The sequence below is a fragment of the Bacillus sp. FSL H8-0492 genome, assembly GCF_038006145.1.
GTDB lineage: Bacteria > Bacillota > Bacilli > Bacillales > Bacillaceae_G > Bacillus_A > Bacillus_A mycoides.
This window is the reverse complement of sequence record NZ_JBBOUP010000001.1, coordinates 3,581,929-3,597,691: the sequence shown is the minus strand read 5'-3', so window position 1 is coordinate 3,597,691 and position 15,763 is coordinate 3,581,929. Positions and strand designations below refer to the sequence as shown.

Sequence of the window (15,763 nt, the reverse complement as noted above, 5' to 3'; positions counted from 1 at the left end):
ACAATATAGTCTTGGTCAAAATAGGATATGTGTGTAAGTGATAAAGGGAAACATGTACAAGTTGATTCATGCAGAATGGTTCAAACGTCTAAAGAAGGAGATGGGGAATGATTGAAGTGGAGATTAGGGTGGAGCGTCTTAGGAAAGGGAAAATAGAGGATATTGTAGCATTATCTTCTCATATTGGCTGGGATTACAACAGAGAGGAAATTGAGATGATTTTGAATACGGGTATAGTATATGGTGTAGTAAATGAGAGAGAAGAGCTTATTGCTAGCGCAGCAATTATACTATACGGGGAGACATTAGCCTCAATTGGAATGGTAATTGTACATCCAGATTATAAAGGAAGAGGGATTGGAAAGATAATAACGGATTCATGTGTTAAAAGCGTATCAACTCAAACCCCCATTATGCTTATTGCTACGGATGAGGGGGAAATTTTATATGAAAAAATAGGATTCAGGGCTGTTAGTCATGTTTCTAAATACATATGTAACTCGTACAATGCGAATTACCATTGTGTAGGAAATGAAGAGTATATTGTGAATTATGAAGAACGTGATTTAGAAGAAATAATACAAATAGATAAAGATGCATTTGGAACAAATAGAGAAGAGTTTTTAAAGTATCGAATTATTCAAAGTGAACAATGTATTGTTACAAAGGATGCACAACAAAATGTATTAGGTTACGGTTTAAGTATACAAACGCCAGAAAATAAAATAATAGGGCCGGTCGTTGCTAAAAATGATGCGATGGCAATGAGAATGGTACATTATTTAGCAAGAGAGCATCATGGTAAATTAAGAATTGATGTACCAGAAGGAAAGAAAAGTTTCATGAAAGAATTAGAGATTACTGGTTTTCAAAAGGTTAATACCCCACCAATAATGATAAAAAATAGTGATCAATTTTTGAAAAGAAATGGAGAACTATACAGTATTGCAGCGCAAATTTTTGGATAAAAAAGAATCCTTTTGTGAAAAGGATTCTTTTTTATAGCCAAATTAATCGCGATATTGATCATGAATAGGTTGAAAAAGGTCTTCCTCGACATCTCTCACCATAGAAAAATGATCAACATTATAATGACCGTGTAGAGTTTTATTATGATGACCAATAATTTGCTCTGCAGATAACACGTTAGAATCAGTTGTGGAATGACCATTTTTAATTAATGTAACGTCAAATCCTTGTACAGTAGCTGTTCTAACTGCGGTGTCAATGCAATGTTCTGTTTTACATCCACCTATAACAATATGATTAATTTTTTCTTCTTTTAAAAGTTCAAGTAAAGAAGTGCCATAGAATGAGTTTGTTGCTGCTTTATTAATAAGGATTGCAGACTGAGGTACTTTAATTTGATTATGTACTTCAAATCCTTCTCCGCTACCAGAAGCAACATCGATATCTCTTACGAAAACAGTAAGGGCATTTGCATCTATTGCTTTCTGTACGGCTGTATTTAGTGTAGATAATAGCTCGTTTTTACGAAAAACTTCATTTTCTTGTTCATTTCCATCCATTAATTCTTGCTGAGCATCGATAATTAATAGTGCTTGTTTCATTCGATATCCCCTTTAATATAAAATAAATTCCACTTTACATATTCTTTTATATTGTAAGGAACTCCTTTTTTTTCTAAGAAGTAGACGATAGATTTACAAAGTTGTCAAATAAATTTCATTCTCATAGAGTATAAAAACATGTATGATAGGAAGTGGAGAATTTTTGAGTAGGTGGGAATATCATGCAAACAGTAGAAGATTATCTTTCATTCTTACATACGAAAGGATTTAAATTATCAGAGGAAGCACAAGGATTTATTATGTTCGGACAAGGATATACTGGTGCATCTGATGGGATTGTGAACGTAGCAATAGAAGCGACGATTAAACATCAATTACAGTTTGATGGCAGTTATTTTGTTGCGTTATTAGAACGATTGAAAGAAGAAGAAATTACAGATAAAAAAAGCGCTAAGGCTTTTATGCGGAAGTTACAAGCATAACTTCACGCAGCCTGCGCTTCTTTTTTTGTTTTGGAAGGTAATTCAACAAAAACCATACCTAGGAAAATACATAGACATCCAATAATAGCAGAAATAGAAAGCTGTTCATTTGCAACTAGAACGCCTGTTAATGCAGCAAAAACGGGCTCCATTGCGAAAATAATTGCTACTCTTGTTGGAGAAGTATGTTTTTGTGCCGATGTTTGAATGAAAAAAGCAATGGATGTCGCAAATAGGGAAGTTAGAAATAGAGCGAATAAAAAGGATTGATTCGTCCATAGTGAAACTGAAAATAATTTTTCCCAATCTTCAAACAAAAAAGCGCAAATAGAGGAAAATATACCGACAGCTAATACTTGAGAGGTGCTTAGTAATAAAGGTGATATTTTCTTAGAAAAGAAACCGTTAACAAGAATATGGGCAGCAAAAGCAACTGCACAACCGAGAACGAGTATATCTCCAATGTTTAATTGAAAAGAATCACCAGCCGTTAATAAGTATAAACCTGCTGTTGCTACAGCAATGCCAAGTACGATGAAAATGGTAGCTTTTTGTTTTAAAAAGATAAAAGACAAAATTGGTACCATAACGATACTAAGCCCTGTTAAGAAACCAGCTTTTGAAGAAGTTGTATAAAGTAAGCCGAATGTTTGTAATAAATAGCCAACACATAAAAAGAATCCAACAATCAATCCAGCGAGACTACTCTGTTTTATATCTTGTTTTGAAGCTTTTTTTGAGAAAATCATTTGAACGAATAATAAAATAATTCCAGCGAATAGAAAGCGAATCCCATTAAAAGTAAATGGACCAACGAAAGACATAGCATTTTGGACGACAACAAACGTAGCTCCCCAAATAAAAGAGACAAATAATAAAGCAAGAGGAGCAATCCAATCCTTTTTCACACTCATACCCCCGTTAATTTTGTAAGATAGCTTTTCTAGCTAATTCATCAGCAACTTTATTTTGACTACTTGGAATCCACTTAATAAAAAAGAGATCGAAACTTTTTATGTACTGCAGTGCTTCCTCTAATAGTGGTGCAAATATTTTATTTTTTGCGTATTCTTTTTCGACAGCTCGCTCGACAAGCTGCGAATCGGTACGAAAAGAGACAATGTTATAATTATGCTCCGTGCAATATTTTAATGCCGCAAGTAAAGCGTGGTATTCTGCTTCATGATTGGACATTGTCCCAAGGGGCAATGATAACTGTACAGCTGGTTGCACCCCTTTAATAAACACTCCTGCACCAGAAGGACCAGGATTTCCTTTTGATGCACCATCAATATATACTTCAATCAAAATGAGAAACCTCCAAATTATAAGATGATCCCCTACTTATATGTTTCTTTGAAGTAGGGGATAGAGTACTTTAGCCGATTGTAATACTATAACGACATGTAAATGTTTCATTCGCTTGTAAAGATTGAATTCCTTTTTTTTCCTTGAAATCTTTTGCCGGATTTACTTCATCAGCAATACCGTACCAAGGTTCAATACATAAGAAAGGTGCGTTTTCGCCTGGTGTCCATACGCCGACAAATGGGAATCCGTCAAATTCTACTTTTACAAATTTATTATGTTTATGAGAACGAATAGAGATTTCATCCGTATTCATATTTTCAAAAATAAGTGCATCATTTTTGAATAAATCGTATGTAAGTGGTAATTCATTCGTATTTTCAGCAATTAATTGTTTTTTACTTGAAAGGTAAGGTCCTTCTAATACGCTTGTTTCTAAGCGTTCAGAACCATTAAATGCTAAATGATAATCAGTAAATGATTCGCCCTCTAATAAGGGGAAGTTGAAACCAGGATGTGCTCCGATTGAGAAGGACATCTCTTTTGAAGCAGGATTATTTACTTCATATGTTACATGAACGATTTGTCCGTCTAGCTCATAAGAAACGAGTAATTCGAATTCGTATGGGTATTTTTTTAATGTTTCTTCATTACTAGTTACAATATAAGTGATTTTCGTTTCACTTTGTTCTTGTACAGAGAATGTAAGATCACGAGCAAAGCCGTGTTGTGTTAAAGAATACGGTTTACCATCTACGTAGTATGTATTATCTACTAATCGGCCGACAATTGGGAATAAAATTGGTGCGCGGCGCCCCCAATAAGTAGAATCGCCTTGCCATAAGTATTCAGTGTTATCTTCTTTTAAGCGAACGCTTTGTAATTCTGCACCTTTGTCAGAAATGGAAACGATCACTTTTTCATTTTGAATTGTTGCTGTCATGAAGTGAAACCTCCTAAAACTTTCATATGTTTTATTATACGTTTTCTAAAAGAAAAAAGGTAGTTAATGATAGGAATCTATTGACGAGAGAGTGTCTATTGCGTAAAATGTAATCTTGTTGCTTAAAAAACGAATAACGTGGTTCGAAACCATCCCACGTAAAAAAACTAAGGAGATTTTGTCATGAATATAAGAACATTAGTCGGTAATGGTATTTTAGCGGCATTATATATTGCTGTTTCTATGCTTATTCAGCCATTTGGCTTTACGAGTGTACAGTTTCGTATTTCAGAGATGTTTAATCATCTCGTTGTATTCAATAAGAAAGCAATTTACGGGATTGTATTAGGTGTATTTTTAACGAATCTCTTTTTCTCACCTATGATCGCTTATGATTTAGTATTTGGAGTAGGGCAATCAATTCTTGCATTACTTGCAACTATTATTTCTATGCGCTTCATTAAAGGTGTTTGGGCTCGTATGATTTTTAATACAGTTATTTTTACAGTCACAATGTTTATGATTGCAATTGAACTTCATCTTGCGTTTGATCTGCCATTTTTATTGACATGGCTAACTTGTGCAGTTGGTGAATTTGTTGTAATGGCAATTGGTATGCCTGTAATGTACTGGATTAATAAGCGAGTGCAATTTGAAAGATTTATGCAATAGATGAAAGAGCTATTCCTATAGGGATAGCTCTTTTTGTATGTAATCACATTGAATATAATGCTGTGACTCTTGATACAATATAATAAAATAAAGTGAGGCTTTCATTAGCTGGCTACATATAAGAAGTCTTATAAAAGGGGAATCTAGTATGAAGTATAAAATTCATTGGTTGTATAAAACGAAGCGCGGTTTGCAGACGGAATTAACGACAGATTATATGAACATAGAAGATGTACTGCAATTTGCAGAGGATTTTGAGAAAACAGGAAGAGTGAAAGAACTATCATTTTATGATGAAATGGATGCAGAATGGTCCTTAAAGGAAATGAAAAAGCTGAGTAAGCAAGTGGAGGAAGATCCGCAAGAAATTCAAGTTTATTTTGATGGTGGTTATGATGTACAGACGAAAGAAGCTGGGGTTGGTATATGTGTATACTATAAAAAAGGAAATACAAATTACCGAATTCGTCGCAATGCATACATAGAAGGCATATATGATAATAACGAAGCGGAGTATGCAGCATTATTATACGGGATAAATACACTCGAGGAATTAGGAATTAAATATGAAGCAGTTACACTTCGTGGAGATTCTCAAGTTGTACTGCAGCAATTAGCTGGTGAATGGCCTTGCTATGATGAACATTTAAATCATTACTTAGATCAAATTGAACAAAAAGCGAAGCAAATGAAATTAAAACTTATTTGTGAACCGATATCTAGAAAACAAAATAAAGAGGCACATCAATTAGCAGCGCAAGCATTAGAAGGGACGACAATTGATAGTCATAAAGAAATAACCGAATAGAGAGGTGCACACGTGAAGAAGAAGCAACTCATTACAGAGGTAAATGACTTATTAGAAACGTATTGCGGAGGGTGTTTCCTGCAGGAACATAATCGGAAAAAGCATAGTAAATACTATGCCCATTCTTTTTGTATACGGCAATGTACGGTTGGAGAGAAGTTGAAAAAGTATGGGGAGCAATTGTCATAAAAAAACATCCAGAGAATTTTCTCTGGATGTTTTTTAGTGCTTCGCTTCATGTAATTGATGCTCGCATTTACTTAATTTTTTTTCTTCATTCATTAGAAATGGCTCATCTAAATCCGTTGCAACGGATTTCATGATTTCAAGCTGAGAACGAGCCGATTCTACTGCAGTAGTGGCATGCTCTAATGTGTCTGGATCCATTGAAATTGTTGCAGAACCTACCATTTTTTGTGCAGTTTCTACACGGAATTTTACTTCTTCAAAATCATTTACATGTGACCCCATTGTTATTGCCTCCTTTGTATTTTGCGCATTTCACATAGTTTTTGCTCTGGAAAACGGAAATATACAAAGGAATAACAAAGGAGGTTACCAAGTAAGGTAACCTCCTGTCATATGTGGGATTAAAGTTTTGCTACGTTAGCAGCTTGAGGTCCACGGTTTCCTTCAGTAATGTCGAAAGATACTTCTTGACCTTCCTCTAAAGCTTTGTAGCCGTCGCTTTGAATAGCAGAGAAATGTACGAATACATCTTCAGAGCCTTCCATTTCGATAAATCCAAAACCTTTTTCATTGTTAAACCATTTTACTTTTCCTTGCATGTCACAATTCCTCCTAAAAACGATTCCTTTTTTCATTTAGTGAAATTCATTAAAAAATAATAAAAATAAAAAATGCTATATTATCGAATATTCTGCTAAATGATTAATTTAAATATACATGAATTGGTAGAATTTAGTCAAGTAAGCGTTTTTAAAATTTTGTATTTTGAACTAATTTTTTCTTGAATTTTTAAAAAGGTATAGGACAAGCCGAGTATGTAATATTCTTAAGTGAATGCTGTACATAATGAGGTGAAAGAATGGATGAGTCTTATTTATTAGATAATGAAGGGATGAAAAATAGAGTCGACATACCGAATTGGGTTGCAAAAGAATTTCATGATTTTTCGAGTGTCGTGTTAGAACCAACCTTCCCGTGTTATTTCGGTTTAACAGCTTTGAAGAAGAATGAACTTCGTTATTCATTTCTCTCTCATAATGATTGGAGTCATTTGCCAAATACAATGTTAACTTTTTTGGAGCTAATGAAAGAGCGGCCGATTGTAAGAAGAGGATTTTTTCTTTTTGTGGAACCGGAATGTGAAGAAAAATCAATCGAATATTATCGAGATTATTTTTGGAAAGTACTACAATATTTGCATGAACAAGATAATCAATTATGGCCAAAGCAAATCCCGAAAAATCCAGACCATCATTTATGGGAATTTTCATTTGGTGGTGAACCAATATTTGCATTTGGGAATGCGCCAGCTTATAAACAGCGAAAGACTAGGCATTTAGGAAATTCTCTCGTTATTGGATTCCAGCCACGAACTATTTTCGATGGATTAGAAGGAGATCGTCCTAAAGGGTCGTATTCAAGACAAATGGTCCGTGAACGAGTTGAAAAGTGGGATCAGTTGCCGAAGCACCCTAACATTAGTCACTACGGAGATCCTAATCATCGTGAATGGAAACAATATTTCATAGGGGATGATATTGAGCCGATTAAAGGTAAATGTCCTTTTCATCATAGGGTAGAGAAATAAGAGCCATCAACTGGATGGCTCTTTTGTATATTTTGGATAAAAAAGGGTATTGTATTAGTGAATAATTTTTATGAAAGCTAGTCTATTTTCTTTATTTGCATCATTACTTAATAGTAAAAGAAGTAGAAAGGATAGAGTGATGTTTGGAGCAATTATACAACAAATAGTATTAGGTATTTCATTAGCTGCACCTGTAGGTCCGATTAATATTGAAATGTTAAAACGAGGAATTGAACGTGGATTTTGGCATGCGTGGATTGTTGGAATCGGAGGAATGACTGCTGATATTTTGTTTATGCTGCTTATTTATTTTGGTTTATCTTCTGTGTTTATGTATACATATGTACAAGCTTTTATGTATTGCGCTGGTTTTTTCTTGTTATTTTATTTAGGGTTTCAAAGTGTAAAACAAGGAATTTCTCACTCTAATATGGAATATAAACAAGAAGAGATAGGTGGACTTAAACAATCTTTTATGGCAGGATTTCTAATTGCGATATCCAATCCATTAAATCTCGTTTTTTGGTTTGGTATATATGGAAGTACACTTAGCTCGTTGCTTACAAAGGTAACGAAACAAGAAGCTTTTTTGTACAGTCTTTGTATTATTGTTGGTATTATTTTGTGGAATTTAAATATTGCTTTTTCTGTACATTTTGGAAGAACTTTATTAAAGAAAAAAGCACTTGGCTATATTACAGCCGGAGCAGGTATTATTTTAGTAGGATATTCTATCCATTTTGCATACAAAGCTTTACAGTTGTTCATATAAGATTGAAGGGGAGATTTTTATGTATCGAACCACTATTGACGGAAAAGAAATTATCATCACTTTAGCACCAAAAATCCGAAAAGAAATTACTGATAGGAATCCACTATATGAAGCGGTATTTAAAAATGCAGCAAGGTTACTGCAAACGAAACAACCAACGTTTGCGGTAAATCATGAAGTATTTGGTCTCATTATTGGAGAAGTACAAAGAGGAGAAGTAACAGTGTTTGCAGTAGAACACATTATTCCGAAGCAAAATATATTTGGTCCGAACACTTTTTTCTCGACAATAGAACAGCAGGCAAATTTGTAAAGTGAATAGAATAAGAATGAAATAGAAAAAAATGGTCGTAACGATATGTTGCGGCTGTTTTTGTGGAAAAGGGGGAAGTAAGATGAAGAGAGTGGTGAAAGAGTTTTTTTTACAACATGATATTGTTATTATGCATAGTGTTCTATTAATTTTTATTATTATTTTAAAAATGCAATTTTTCACATGGATTGGTATGTTAGCGTGTATGTTTGGGATTGTTTTTTATACGTTTAACGAATATATGACACACCGTTTTTTATTCCATTTAAAGCCGCCTAAAAACGTATTTTTATTAAAAATGTTAAGAAGATTACATTATGATCATCACGTATATCCAGATGATTTAAAACTTTTATTTTTGCCTGTATGGTTTAGTATACCTAGCTTTACTATATATTTACTTATAACGTATGGTATTACAAAAAGTGTTACTGTTACACTTTCATTCGGAATCGGAATGATTATCATGCTCCTCGTTTATGAATGGAAACATTATATTGCACATAAACCGATTCGTCCCTTCACTAAGTTTGGAAGATGGCTAAAAAAACAGCACATATTACACCATTATAAAAATGAAAAGTTTTGGTTCGGAGTTTCAAATCCAGTATTCGATTTTATATTTAGAACACTTAAAGATGGAAAAGACGTTGAATTAAGTGAAACAGCTCGTAATTTAGAAAAGGAGACAAAGAAAGAAGTAGTGCGATAAGCACTACTTCTTTCTTCTATTTTAATGGGAATAAAAGTTTAATCGAATCAATCAAATTTTATGTTAAAAAAGTATATTGAAAATTTAGGAGAAAATGACGAAAAATGTCTATCGAAAAATCTTTGCAGGAATGTATGGATTGTCTAAAATGGAAATAAGTTTCTGAATATTTATAAAATTTAGTCTTTAGGTATGCAAGGAGGAATTGTACTTTAAGTTAAGAGAGGGGACCAGAGAATGAAACGAGATGATACGTCAGCACGTAAGTTACAAAATGAGGTGAACTATACAGAAGTTGTTCAGTCTGAAGAGTTTCAATTGTTATTAAATACGAAAAAGAAGTTTATCGTTCCGATGAGTATTTTCTTTTTAAGTTTTTTTATAGCACTACCTATTTTAACATCGTATTCAAAGGTGCTTAATACACCGGCGTTTGGTGATGTGACATGGGCATGGGTATTTGCTTTTGCGCAATTTATTATGACATGGTCATTATGTATGATTTACAGCAAGAAAGCCGAATCCTTTGATGAAATTTCGCAAAAAATTCTGCAAGATATGCAAAAAGGGAGGGGCTGAATTTGAATACTACTGCGTTTGCACTATTTTTAATTATTGTTCTTGGTACGCTCGTCATAACCTATTTTGCATCAAAAAAAACGAAAAATGCGAGTGAATTTTATACGGCTGGAGGGGGATTAACTGGCTGGCAAAATGGTCTGGCTATTGCTGGGGATTACATGTCTGCTGCGTCATTTCTTGGTATAGCCGGAGCGATAGCGTTAACTGGGTTTGATGGGTTCTTTTATAGTATTGGCTTTTTAGTTGCTTATTTAGTTGTTCTATATCTTGTCGCAGAACCGCTTAGAAATTTAGGGAAGTACACGTTAGCGGATATGATTGCGGCACGTTTTGATGCGAAAAAAGTTCGTGGTATAGCAGCGCTTAATACGATGACGATTTCAATTTTTTATATGATTGCACAATTAGTTGGTGCGGGTGCACTTATTAAACTATTATTAGGTATTGAATATACAACATCTGTATTAATCGTAGGTACACTTATGACTGTGTATGTTATTTTTGGAGGAATGACAGCTACGAGCTGGGTTCAAATTGTAAAGGCTGTACTACTTATGGCAGGGACATTTATTATTTCTGTTATTGTTTTCTCCAAATTTAATTTCAGTGTGACTGAAATGTTCGCTCACATGAAAACAGCTACTCCATTAAAAGATTCGTTTTTAAATCCAGGAGTAAAGTATAAGGATGGTCTTGATACACTTTCTTTAAATTTAGGACTAGTCCTTGGTACAGCGGGATTACCACATATTCTTGTCCGCTTTTTTACAGTACGTGATGCAAAAACTGCACGTCAATCTGTTGTATATGCGACGTGGTTAATTGGCGCGTTTTATATTATGACAATTTTCTTAGGGTTTGGGGCAGCAGCGTTTGTAGGAAATGAGGCGATTATTAAAGCAAACCCTGCTGGTAATATGGCAGCACCTTTATTAGCAAAAGCATTAGGCGGAGATTTCTTATTTGCTTTCGTATCAGCAATTGCTTTTGCAACTATTTTAGCTGTAGTAGCAGGACTTGTGTTAACAGCAGCATCAGCATTCGCGCATGATTTTTATAATGAGATTATCCGTAAAGGAAAATCAACGGAAAAAGAGCAAGTGTCAATGGCTCGTTATGCGTCTATTGGAGTAGCGATAGTATCTATTATACTTGCTTTATTTGCTCAAACATTAAACGTAGCATTTTTAGTATCACTAGCATTTGCGGTTGCAGCGAGTGCAAATTTACCGGTTATATTATTTACAATCTATTGGAAGCGTTTTAATACAACGGGAGCAATTTCTGGTATGATTGTTGGTCTTGTATCAGCGATTGTTCTTGTAGCGTTAAGTCCAAATGTTTGGAATCCAGTAGCTGGAAAAGCTATTTTTGTTGGAGAAGCGATATTCCCATATACGACACCTGGAATTATTTCGATCCCGCTCGGGTTTCTTGCAGCATATTTAGGAACTGTTTTCTCTAGTAAGAAAGAAGATGCAGCGAAATTTGATGAAATTCTTGTGAAGTCTAATACTGGTCATGGTATTAGTGATGCATCTTCGCATTAAAAAAGAGGAGCTTTTCGAAATATAAGAAAAGCTCCTCTTTCTTTTGACATTTTCTTATAAATATTACTTAAATTTTGGTAGGATTTGTCTTGTGTTTGTGGAATGAAAATAGGCAGGGAGAAATTTAACTCATCATGGCACCAGCGCAGCTTTGTGAAAAATAAGTTGTTATGGAAGGTGGAAGAAATGATGAAGACAAAACAAACCGATGAATTATTAGCAAAAGATGAGCAATATGTGTGGCACGGAATGCGTCCCTTTAGTCCAAGTAGTACAATGGTAGGGGCAAAAGCAGAAGGGTGCTGGGTTGAAGATATACAAGGAAAAAGATACTTAGATGGTATGAGTGGTCTTTGGTGTGTAAATAGCGGATATGGAAGAAAAGAGCTTGCAGAGGCAGCTTATAAGCAATTGCAAACATTATCATATTTTCCGATGTCACAATCACATGAACCAGCAATTAAGCTCGCTGAAAAGTTAAACGAGTGGCTTGGTGGAGAGTATGTTATTTTCTTCTCTAATAGTGGATCAGAAGCGAATGAAACCGCTTTTAAAATAGCAAGACAATATTATGCTCAAAAAGGTGAACCGCATCGTTACAAATTTATGTCGCGTTATCGTGGTTATCACGGAAACACAATGGCGACGATGGCAGCGACTGGACAAGCACAGCGTAGATACCAATATGAGCCATTCGCTTCAGGTTTTTTACATGTAACGCCTCCAGATTGTTACCGCATGCCAGAAATGGAATCAAAAAATATTTATGATGTAGAATGTGTAAAAGAAGTAGATCGTGTTATGACATGGGAATTAAGTGAAACGATAGCAGCATTTATTATGGAGCCAATTATTACAGGCGGAGGTATTTTAATGCCACCACAAGACTATATGAAAGCAATTCACGAAACATGTCAAAAACACGGAGCACTACTTATAAGTGATGAAGTTATTTGTGGTTTCGGGCGTACAGGAAAAGCATTTGGGTTTATGAACTATGACGTTAAGCCTGATATCGTTACGATGGCAAAAGGTATTACGAGCGCATATTTACCATTATCAGCAACAGCTGTAAAAAAAGAAATTTATGAGGCATTTAAAGGAACAGGAGAATATGAATTCTTCCGCCATATTAATACATTTGGTGGAAATCCAGCGGCCTGTGCATTAGCGCTTAAAAACTTAGAGATTATGGAAAATGAAAATTTAATTGAGCGCTCTGCACAAATGGGTTCACTTTTATTAAATCAATTAAAAGAAGAAATTGGGGCACATCCGCTTGTTGGAAATATTAGAGGGAAAGGGTTATTAGTTGGAATCGAACTAGTAAATGATAAAGCGACGAAAGAACCAATTGATAATGACAAAATTGCAAGTGTTGTAAATGCTTGTAAAGAAAAAGGGCTCATTATTGGGCGTAACGGTATGACAACAGCAGGATATAATAATGTCTTAACATTGGCACCGCCGCTCGTTATATCAAGTGAAGAAATTGCTTTCGTTGTTGGTACGTTGAAGACGGCGATGGAGCGTATTTAATTAATTGAGCGAGCTGTAATATACAGCTCGCTTTTGTTTATTACGTGAAATAGGATAGCTTTTTAAAGGAAGGGATATTAATGGAGAAATATGACCCTAGTAAACATTATCACATCGGATATTATGAAGATGGATATGATTTAGAAGTGACGGCGTACAAAAGAATAAATGAACCAGTTTGGGATGCTTATATTCCGCACTATGAGGCAGACGACTTTTATAAAAAAGTGGAGGAAATGAAACTAGGTGAATATATAGATGATTACGGCATTATGGTGTATTCATTTAGTAATGATATGGATGATGAAGAAGCACGAACTATGTTTGAAAACTGGTTAAAAAAGAATGCAATTGTTTAAAGATAAAATGAAAAAAGAGATTACTATCTTATAAGATAGTAATCTCTTTTTATTGTAGAAAGCTTATTTACTATTTACTTGCTTTCACTGCTTTATCTTTTGCACCAAAAGTGTATTTTAACATTGGTGGTGTAATCATTGTAGTTAAAATAACGACAATAACGATAGCTGTAAAGTAATCTTGTGCTAATAGGCCAGAAGAAAGTCCTGTTCCTGCGATGATAAGTGCAACTTCACCACGAGAAACCATACCAGCACCGATAATTGCAGAAGACTTTGCATCAAATCCAGTCATTCGTGCACCGAATCCACAACCAATTAGTTTTGTGAATACAGCGATAACTGTTAATGCTAAGATGAACCAAATTTGATCACCAATACCGTCAAATGTAATATTCATACCGATACTAACAAAGAATACTGGAACGAACATAGCGTAAGCAATTGGTTCTACTTTCTTTTCTACTTCATGTTTGTAGTTCGTTTGTGAAATAGCGATACCAGCTGCGAAAGCACCGATAATACCAGCAATTCCTAATAGTTCGCCGAAGTATGCGAATGAGAAACAGATGATAAGCGCAGCACTAACGATAGACTCAGATACGCGAAGCGGTGATAACCAACGCATGATTGCTGGAACACCTTTCCAACCAATTAAAATGATAGAAGCAAAGAATACTACTTTCTTCAAGATAATCATTGTTAAGTTAACGTCATCTGTGCCTAAGAAGCTCATTGCAAATGCTAATAAAATAACAACAAGAATGTCATCAAATACAGCGGCTCCAAGCATCGTCGTACTTTCACGTGTTTTCATTTTACCTAAATCACGAAGTGTTTGAACGGAAATACTAACACTTGTTGCACATAGAAGTAATCCTAAAAAGACAGCATTCCCTTGTTCCATACCGACAACAAGACCGGCAACGTAACCACCCACGAATGGAAGAACGATACCTCCAAGTGCAACAGCTAAAGAAGAATTACGATTTGCGTTTAATTCTTCTAAGTCTGTTTCAAGTCCTGCCATAAACATTAAAAGAATAACTCCGACATTACTTAATTGTGTTAGAAGCTCTGAATTTTCAATCCATCCGAATATAGCTGGACCGATAACGATACCAACAATTAATTTACCGAGTACAGAAGGTTGACCTAATCTAACACTAAGGTCACCAGCGAGCTTTGTACTTAATAAAATAAGTGCAATCTGAAAGAAAAATTCGAATTCCATTTGATCCTCTCCTCATCATTTTTTATTTTTATCATACGATTTCTCGGAATTTGCCTAATGATAATATGTAAAGATCCATTAAACAAAGGGTCTGATTACGAGTTCTTTTGAACTTGTAATTTGAACCTGTAATTAATATATAATAAAATTTATTAAAAATCAATGAAAAAATAGCAGATTTTCATGAGAGGATTCGTTTTAGAAACGGGGGATATAGATATATAATAGGAAGTAATAAAGTTTACATATAATGAATGGAGAAAGAAAAATGTTATTAAATCAACGTTTTACAATTGGGGAAATGGCGAAAATGCATAATATAGCGGAATCTACATTACGTTATTATGATGAAAAAGGGATTTTTCATCCGTCAATTGTTGACCCTCAAACCAATTATCGTTATTACACAATTGATCAGTTTTCACTATTAGATACGATTAAATTTTTACGCCAATTGAACATCCCGTTAAAGGAAATAAAGAAATATATTGATGAACGAAATCCATCTTATGCGCTGAATTTACTTGAAAAACAACAAGAAATGATGCTGAAAAAACAAAGAGAAATCGAGTATGCTTTGGCAAAAATGGAACATAAAATCCATTTAATGAAGAAAGCGACGAAATCTGAAGCAAATCAAATTATTTATAAAAAGATACCGAAACGAAAAATTACAGCAATTGCAGTTGCACCAAATACAACGGATGATATGTTTGAATATTATATCCATTCGTTGCAAAAAAATATGAAGCAAATTGATAATAGTTTATTTTCAGGTGATATCGGTGTAACAGTTTCAAAAAAAGCATTAATGCAAAATGAGTTTCAAGCATATAACAGTGTGTTTATTTTATTGGATTACATGCCTTTTGAATCGCATACTTCAGATGAAATAAAAGAAGGGATATTTGCCTGTTCTTATCACCATGGACCATATGAAGAAACAGACGCAACGTATACGGAATTATTAAAGCACATTGATAACGAAGGATATGAAGTGTGCGGAGATGCACTGGAACTTGCATTAATTGATTGGTCCGTAACAGAAAATCCGAAGGAGCAAGTAACGGAAATTCAAATACCTGTTGTTAAAAAATAGGCTTATATATTTTTCGATTCTCTATTGACCTTCAAGTAACTTGAAGGTTTAAACTGTGAACAGAGGATTGAAAAAGGAGCA

Annotated in this window: 21 protein-coding genes and 1 riboswitch; of the genes, 14 read left to right on the top strand and 7 right to left on the bottom strand. The window is 34.4% G+C overall.

Annotated elements, in window-relative coordinates; translation table 11 throughout:
• The first annotated feature begins 107 nt into the window (after positions 1–107).
• On the top strand, positions 108–968 hold the full coding sequence (locus tag MHH66_RS18450) for a GNAT family N-acetyltransferase (protein ID WP_078184216.1): 861 nt from the start codon (positions 108–110) through the stop codon (positions 966–968).
• A 42-nt stretch (positions 969–1,010) separates the two neighbouring features.
• On the opposite strand, the gene MHH66_RS18445 is transcribed toward MHH66_RS18450, so the two are convergent.
• Positions 1,011–1,571 (bottom strand): cysteine hydrolase family protein, encoded by a 561-nt coding sequence (locus MHH66_RS18445; RefSeq protein ID WP_078184217.1) that lies wholly within the window; start codon positions 1,569–1,571, stop codon positions 1,011–1,013.
• A 182-nt stretch (positions 1,572–1,753) separates the two neighbouring features.
• Between MHH66_RS18445 and MHH66_RS18440 the strand changes: the two genes are divergently transcribed.
• Positions 1,754–2,014: a DUF6123 family protein gene (locus tag MHH66_RS18440; protein WP_001195213.1), complete on the top strand. Its 261-nt coding sequence runs from the start codon at positions 1,754–1,756 to the stop codon at positions 2,012–2,014.
• Positions 2,015–2,016: 2 nt separating this feature from the next.
• On the opposite strand, the gene MHH66_RS18435 is transcribed toward MHH66_RS18440, so the two are convergent.
• From MHH66_RS18435 to MHH66_RS18425, 3 genes are all read right to left on the bottom strand, one after another.
• Positions 2,017–2,922, bottom strand: coding sequence for a DMT family transporter (locus tag MHH66_RS18435; protein ID WP_078184218.1), 906 nt, complete (start codon positions 2,920–2,922; stop codon positions 2,017–2,019).
• A 13-nt stretch (positions 2,923–2,935) separates the two neighbouring features.
• Complete coding sequence (locus tag MHH66_RS18430) at positions 2,936–3,322, bottom strand: reverse transcriptase-like protein (RefSeq protein ID WP_002011911.1); 387 nt, start codon at positions 3,320–3,322, stop codon at positions 2,936–2,938.
• Positions 3,323–3,392: 70 nt separating this feature from the next.
• Positions 3,393–4,265 (bottom strand): aldose 1-epimerase family protein, encoded by an 873-nt coding sequence (locus MHH66_RS18425; protein ID WP_078184219.1) that lies wholly within the window; start codon positions 4,263–4,265, stop codon positions 3,393–3,395.
• A gap of 132 nt (positions 4,266–4,397) precedes the next feature.
• Positions 4,398–4,442, top strand: a riboswitch (PreQ1 riboswitch).
• 6 nt (positions 4,443–4,448) lie between these two features.
• On the opposite strand from MHH66_RS18425, the gene MHH66_RS18420 reads away from it, so the two are divergent.
• The 3 genes from MHH66_RS18420 (at position 4,449) to MHH66_RS18410 (ending at position 5,934) form a co-directional block, all read left to right on the top strand.
• Positions 4,449–4,937 (top strand): QueT transporter family protein, encoded by a 489-nt coding sequence (locus tag MHH66_RS18420; protein ID WP_002011909.1) that lies wholly within the window; start codon positions 4,449–4,451, stop codon positions 4,935–4,937.
• 148 nt (positions 4,938–5,085) lie between these two features.
• Complete coding sequence (locus tag MHH66_RS18415) at positions 5,086–5,745, top strand: ribonuclease H family protein (RefSeq protein ID WP_078184220.1); 660 nt, start codon at positions 5,086–5,088, stop codon at positions 5,743–5,745.
• 12 nt (positions 5,746–5,757) lie between these two features.
• Entirely contained in the window at positions 5,758–5,934 is a 177-nt protein-coding gene (locus MHH66_RS18410) for a zinc-finger domain-containing protein (protein ID WP_078184221.1), read from the top strand.
• A gap of 33 nt (positions 5,935–5,967) precedes the next feature.
• On the opposite strand, the gene MHH66_RS18405 is transcribed toward MHH66_RS18410, so the two are convergent.
• Positions 5,968–6,216 carry a DUF2564 family protein gene (locus MHH66_RS18405; RefSeq protein WP_002011905.1) on the bottom strand — a complete coding sequence of 83 codons (249 nt, stop codon included), beginning with the start codon at positions 6,214–6,216 and terminating at the stop codon, positions 5,968–5,970.
• Between the two features lie 119 nt (positions 6,217–6,335).
• Positions 6,336–6,533 carry a cold shock-like protein CspB gene (cspB, locus tag MHH66_RS18400; RefSeq protein ID WP_002011904.1) on the bottom strand — a complete coding sequence of 66 codons (198 nt, stop codon included), beginning with the start codon at positions 6,531–6,533 and terminating at the stop codon, positions 6,336–6,338.
• Positions 6,534–6,793: 260 nt separating this feature from the next.
• Between cspB and MHH66_RS18395 the strand changes: the two genes are divergently transcribed.
• The 8 genes from MHH66_RS18395 to MHH66_RS18360 all read left to right on the top strand — a co-directional run bounded on the left by MHH66_RS18395 (position 6,794) and on the right by MHH66_RS18360 (position 13,349).
• Positions 6,794–7,522 carry a YqcI/YcgG family protein gene (locus MHH66_RS18395; protein ID WP_002030884.1) on the top strand — a complete coding sequence of 243 codons (729 nt, stop codon included), beginning with the start codon at positions 6,794–6,796 and terminating at the stop codon, positions 7,520–7,522.
• A 139-nt stretch (positions 7,523–7,661) separates the two neighbouring features.
• Positions 7,662–8,294, top strand: a complete 633-nt coding sequence (locus MHH66_RS18390) for a LysE family transporter (protein WP_002030886.1) — start codon at positions 7,662–7,664, stop codon at positions 8,292–8,294.
• Between the two features lie 19 nt (positions 8,295–8,313).
• Positions 8,314–8,607 (top strand): hypothetical protein, encoded by a 294-nt coding sequence (locus MHH66_RS18385; protein ID WP_002011898.1) that lies wholly within the window; start codon positions 8,314–8,316, stop codon positions 8,605–8,607.
• An 82-nt stretch (positions 8,608–8,689) separates the two neighbouring features.
• On the top strand, positions 8,690–9,319 hold the full coding sequence (locus MHH66_RS18380; RefSeq protein WP_033708945.1) for a sterol desaturase family protein: 630 nt from the start codon (positions 8,690–8,692) through the stop codon (positions 9,317–9,319).
• Between the two features lie 237 nt (positions 9,320–9,556).
• Positions 9,557–9,898, top strand: coding sequence for a DUF485 domain-containing protein (locus MHH66_RS18375; protein WP_000817375.1), 342 nt, complete (start codon positions 9,557–9,559; stop codon positions 9,896–9,898).
• A 2-nt stretch (positions 9,899–9,900) separates the two neighbouring features.
• The gene (locus MHH66_RS18370) at positions 9,901–11,451 is read left to right on the top strand and encodes a solute symporter family protein (protein ID WP_002011892.1); all 1,551 of its coding nucleotides are present in this window, start codon (positions 9,901–9,903) and stop codon (positions 11,449–11,451) included.
• A gap of 189 nt (positions 11,452–11,640) precedes the next feature.
• Positions 11,641–12,990 carry an aspartate aminotransferase family protein gene (locus tag MHH66_RS18365; RefSeq protein WP_063217927.1) on the top strand — a complete coding sequence of 450 codons (1,350 nt, stop codon included), beginning with the start codon at positions 11,641–11,643 and terminating at the stop codon, positions 12,988–12,990.
• A gap of 80 nt (positions 12,991–13,070) precedes the next feature.
• Positions 13,071–13,349 carry a DUF3986 family protein gene (locus MHH66_RS18360; protein WP_078184222.1) on the top strand — a complete coding sequence of 93 codons (279 nt, stop codon included), beginning with the start codon at positions 13,071–13,073 and terminating at the stop codon, positions 13,347–13,349.
• 70 nt (positions 13,350–13,419) lie between these two features.
• Here MHH66_RS18360 and MHH66_RS18355 read toward each other — a convergent pair whose 3' ends face one another.
• Positions 13,420–14,583: a cation:proton antiporter gene (locus tag MHH66_RS18355; protein WP_063217925.1), complete on the bottom strand. Its 1,164-nt coding sequence runs from the start codon at positions 14,581–14,583 to the stop codon at positions 13,420–13,422.
• Positions 14,584–14,851: 268 nt separating this feature from the next.
• On the opposite strand from MHH66_RS18355, the gene MHH66_RS18350 reads away from it, so the two are divergent.
• Entirely contained in the window at positions 14,852–15,682 is an 831-nt protein-coding gene (locus MHH66_RS18350; protein WP_078184223.1) for a MerR family transcriptional regulator, read from the top strand.
• Positions 15,683–15,763: the final 81 nt, after the last annotated feature.

Excerpts from the sequence above, each read along its gene's own strand:
- MHH66_RS18350 (WP_078184223.1), top strand. The coding sequence starts at position 14,852 with ATGTTATTAAATCAACGTTTTACAATTGGGGAAATGGCGAAAATGCAT.
- MHH66_RS18360 (WP_078184222.1), top strand. The coding sequence starts at position 13,071 with ATGGAGAAATATGACCCTAGTAAACATTATCACATCGGATATTATGAA.
- MHH66_RS18440 (WP_001195213.1), top strand. The coding sequence starts at position 1,754 with ATGCAAACAGTAGAAGATTATCTTTCATTCTTACATACGAAAGGATTT.
- MHH66_RS18385 (WP_002011898.1), top strand. The coding sequence starts at position 8,314 with ATGTATCGAACCACTATTGACGGAAAAGAAATTATCATCACTTTAGCA.
- MHH66_RS18375 (WP_000817375.1), top strand. The coding sequence starts at position 9,557 with ATGAAACGAGATGATACGTCAGCACGTAAGTTACAAAATGAGGTGAAC.
- MHH66_RS18445 (WP_078184217.1), bottom strand. The coding sequence starts at position 1,571 with ATGAAACAAGCACTATTAATTATCGATGCTCAGCAAGAATTAATGGAT.
- MHH66_RS18365 (WP_063217927.1), top strand. The coding sequence starts at position 11,641 with ATGAAGACAAAACAAACCGATGAATTATTAGCAAAAGATGAGCAATAT.
- MHH66_RS18380 (WP_033708945.1), top strand. The coding sequence starts at position 8,690 with ATGAAGAGAGTGGTGAAAGAGTTTTTTTTACAACATGATATTGTTATT.
- MHH66_RS18355 (WP_063217925.1), bottom strand. The coding sequence starts at position 14,583 with ATGGAATTCGAATTTTTCTTTCAGATTGCACTTATTTTATTAAGTACA.
- MHH66_RS18405 (WP_002011905.1), bottom strand. The coding sequence starts at position 6,216 with ATGGGGTCACATGTAAATGATTTTGAAGAAGTAAAATTCCGTGTAGAA.
- MHH66_RS18395 (WP_002030884.1), top strand. The coding sequence starts at position 6,794 with ATGGATGAGTCTTATTTATTAGATAATGAAGGGATGAAAAATAGAGTC.
- MHH66_RS18450 (WP_078184216.1), top strand. The coding sequence starts at position 108 with ATGATTGAAGTGGAGATTAGGGTGGAGCGTCTTAGGAAAGGGAAAATA.
- MHH66_RS18415 (WP_078184220.1), top strand. The coding sequence starts at position 5,086 with ATGAAGTATAAAATTCATTGGTTGTATAAAACGAAGCGCGGTTTGCAG.
- MHH66_RS18420 (WP_002011909.1), top strand. The coding sequence starts at position 4,449 with ATGAATATAAGAACATTAGTCGGTAATGGTATTTTAGCGGCATTATAT.
- cspB (WP_002011904.1), bottom strand. The coding sequence starts at position 6,533 with ATGCAAGGAAAAGTAAAATGGTTTAACAATGAAAAAGGTTTTGGATTT.
- MHH66_RS18425 (WP_078184219.1), bottom strand. The coding sequence starts at position 4,265 with ATGACAGCAACAATTCAAAATGAAAAAGTGATCGTTTCCATTTCTGAC.
- MHH66_RS18390 (WP_002030886.1), top strand. The coding sequence starts at position 7,662 with ATGTTTGGAGCAATTATACAACAAATAGTATTAGGTATTTCATTAGCT.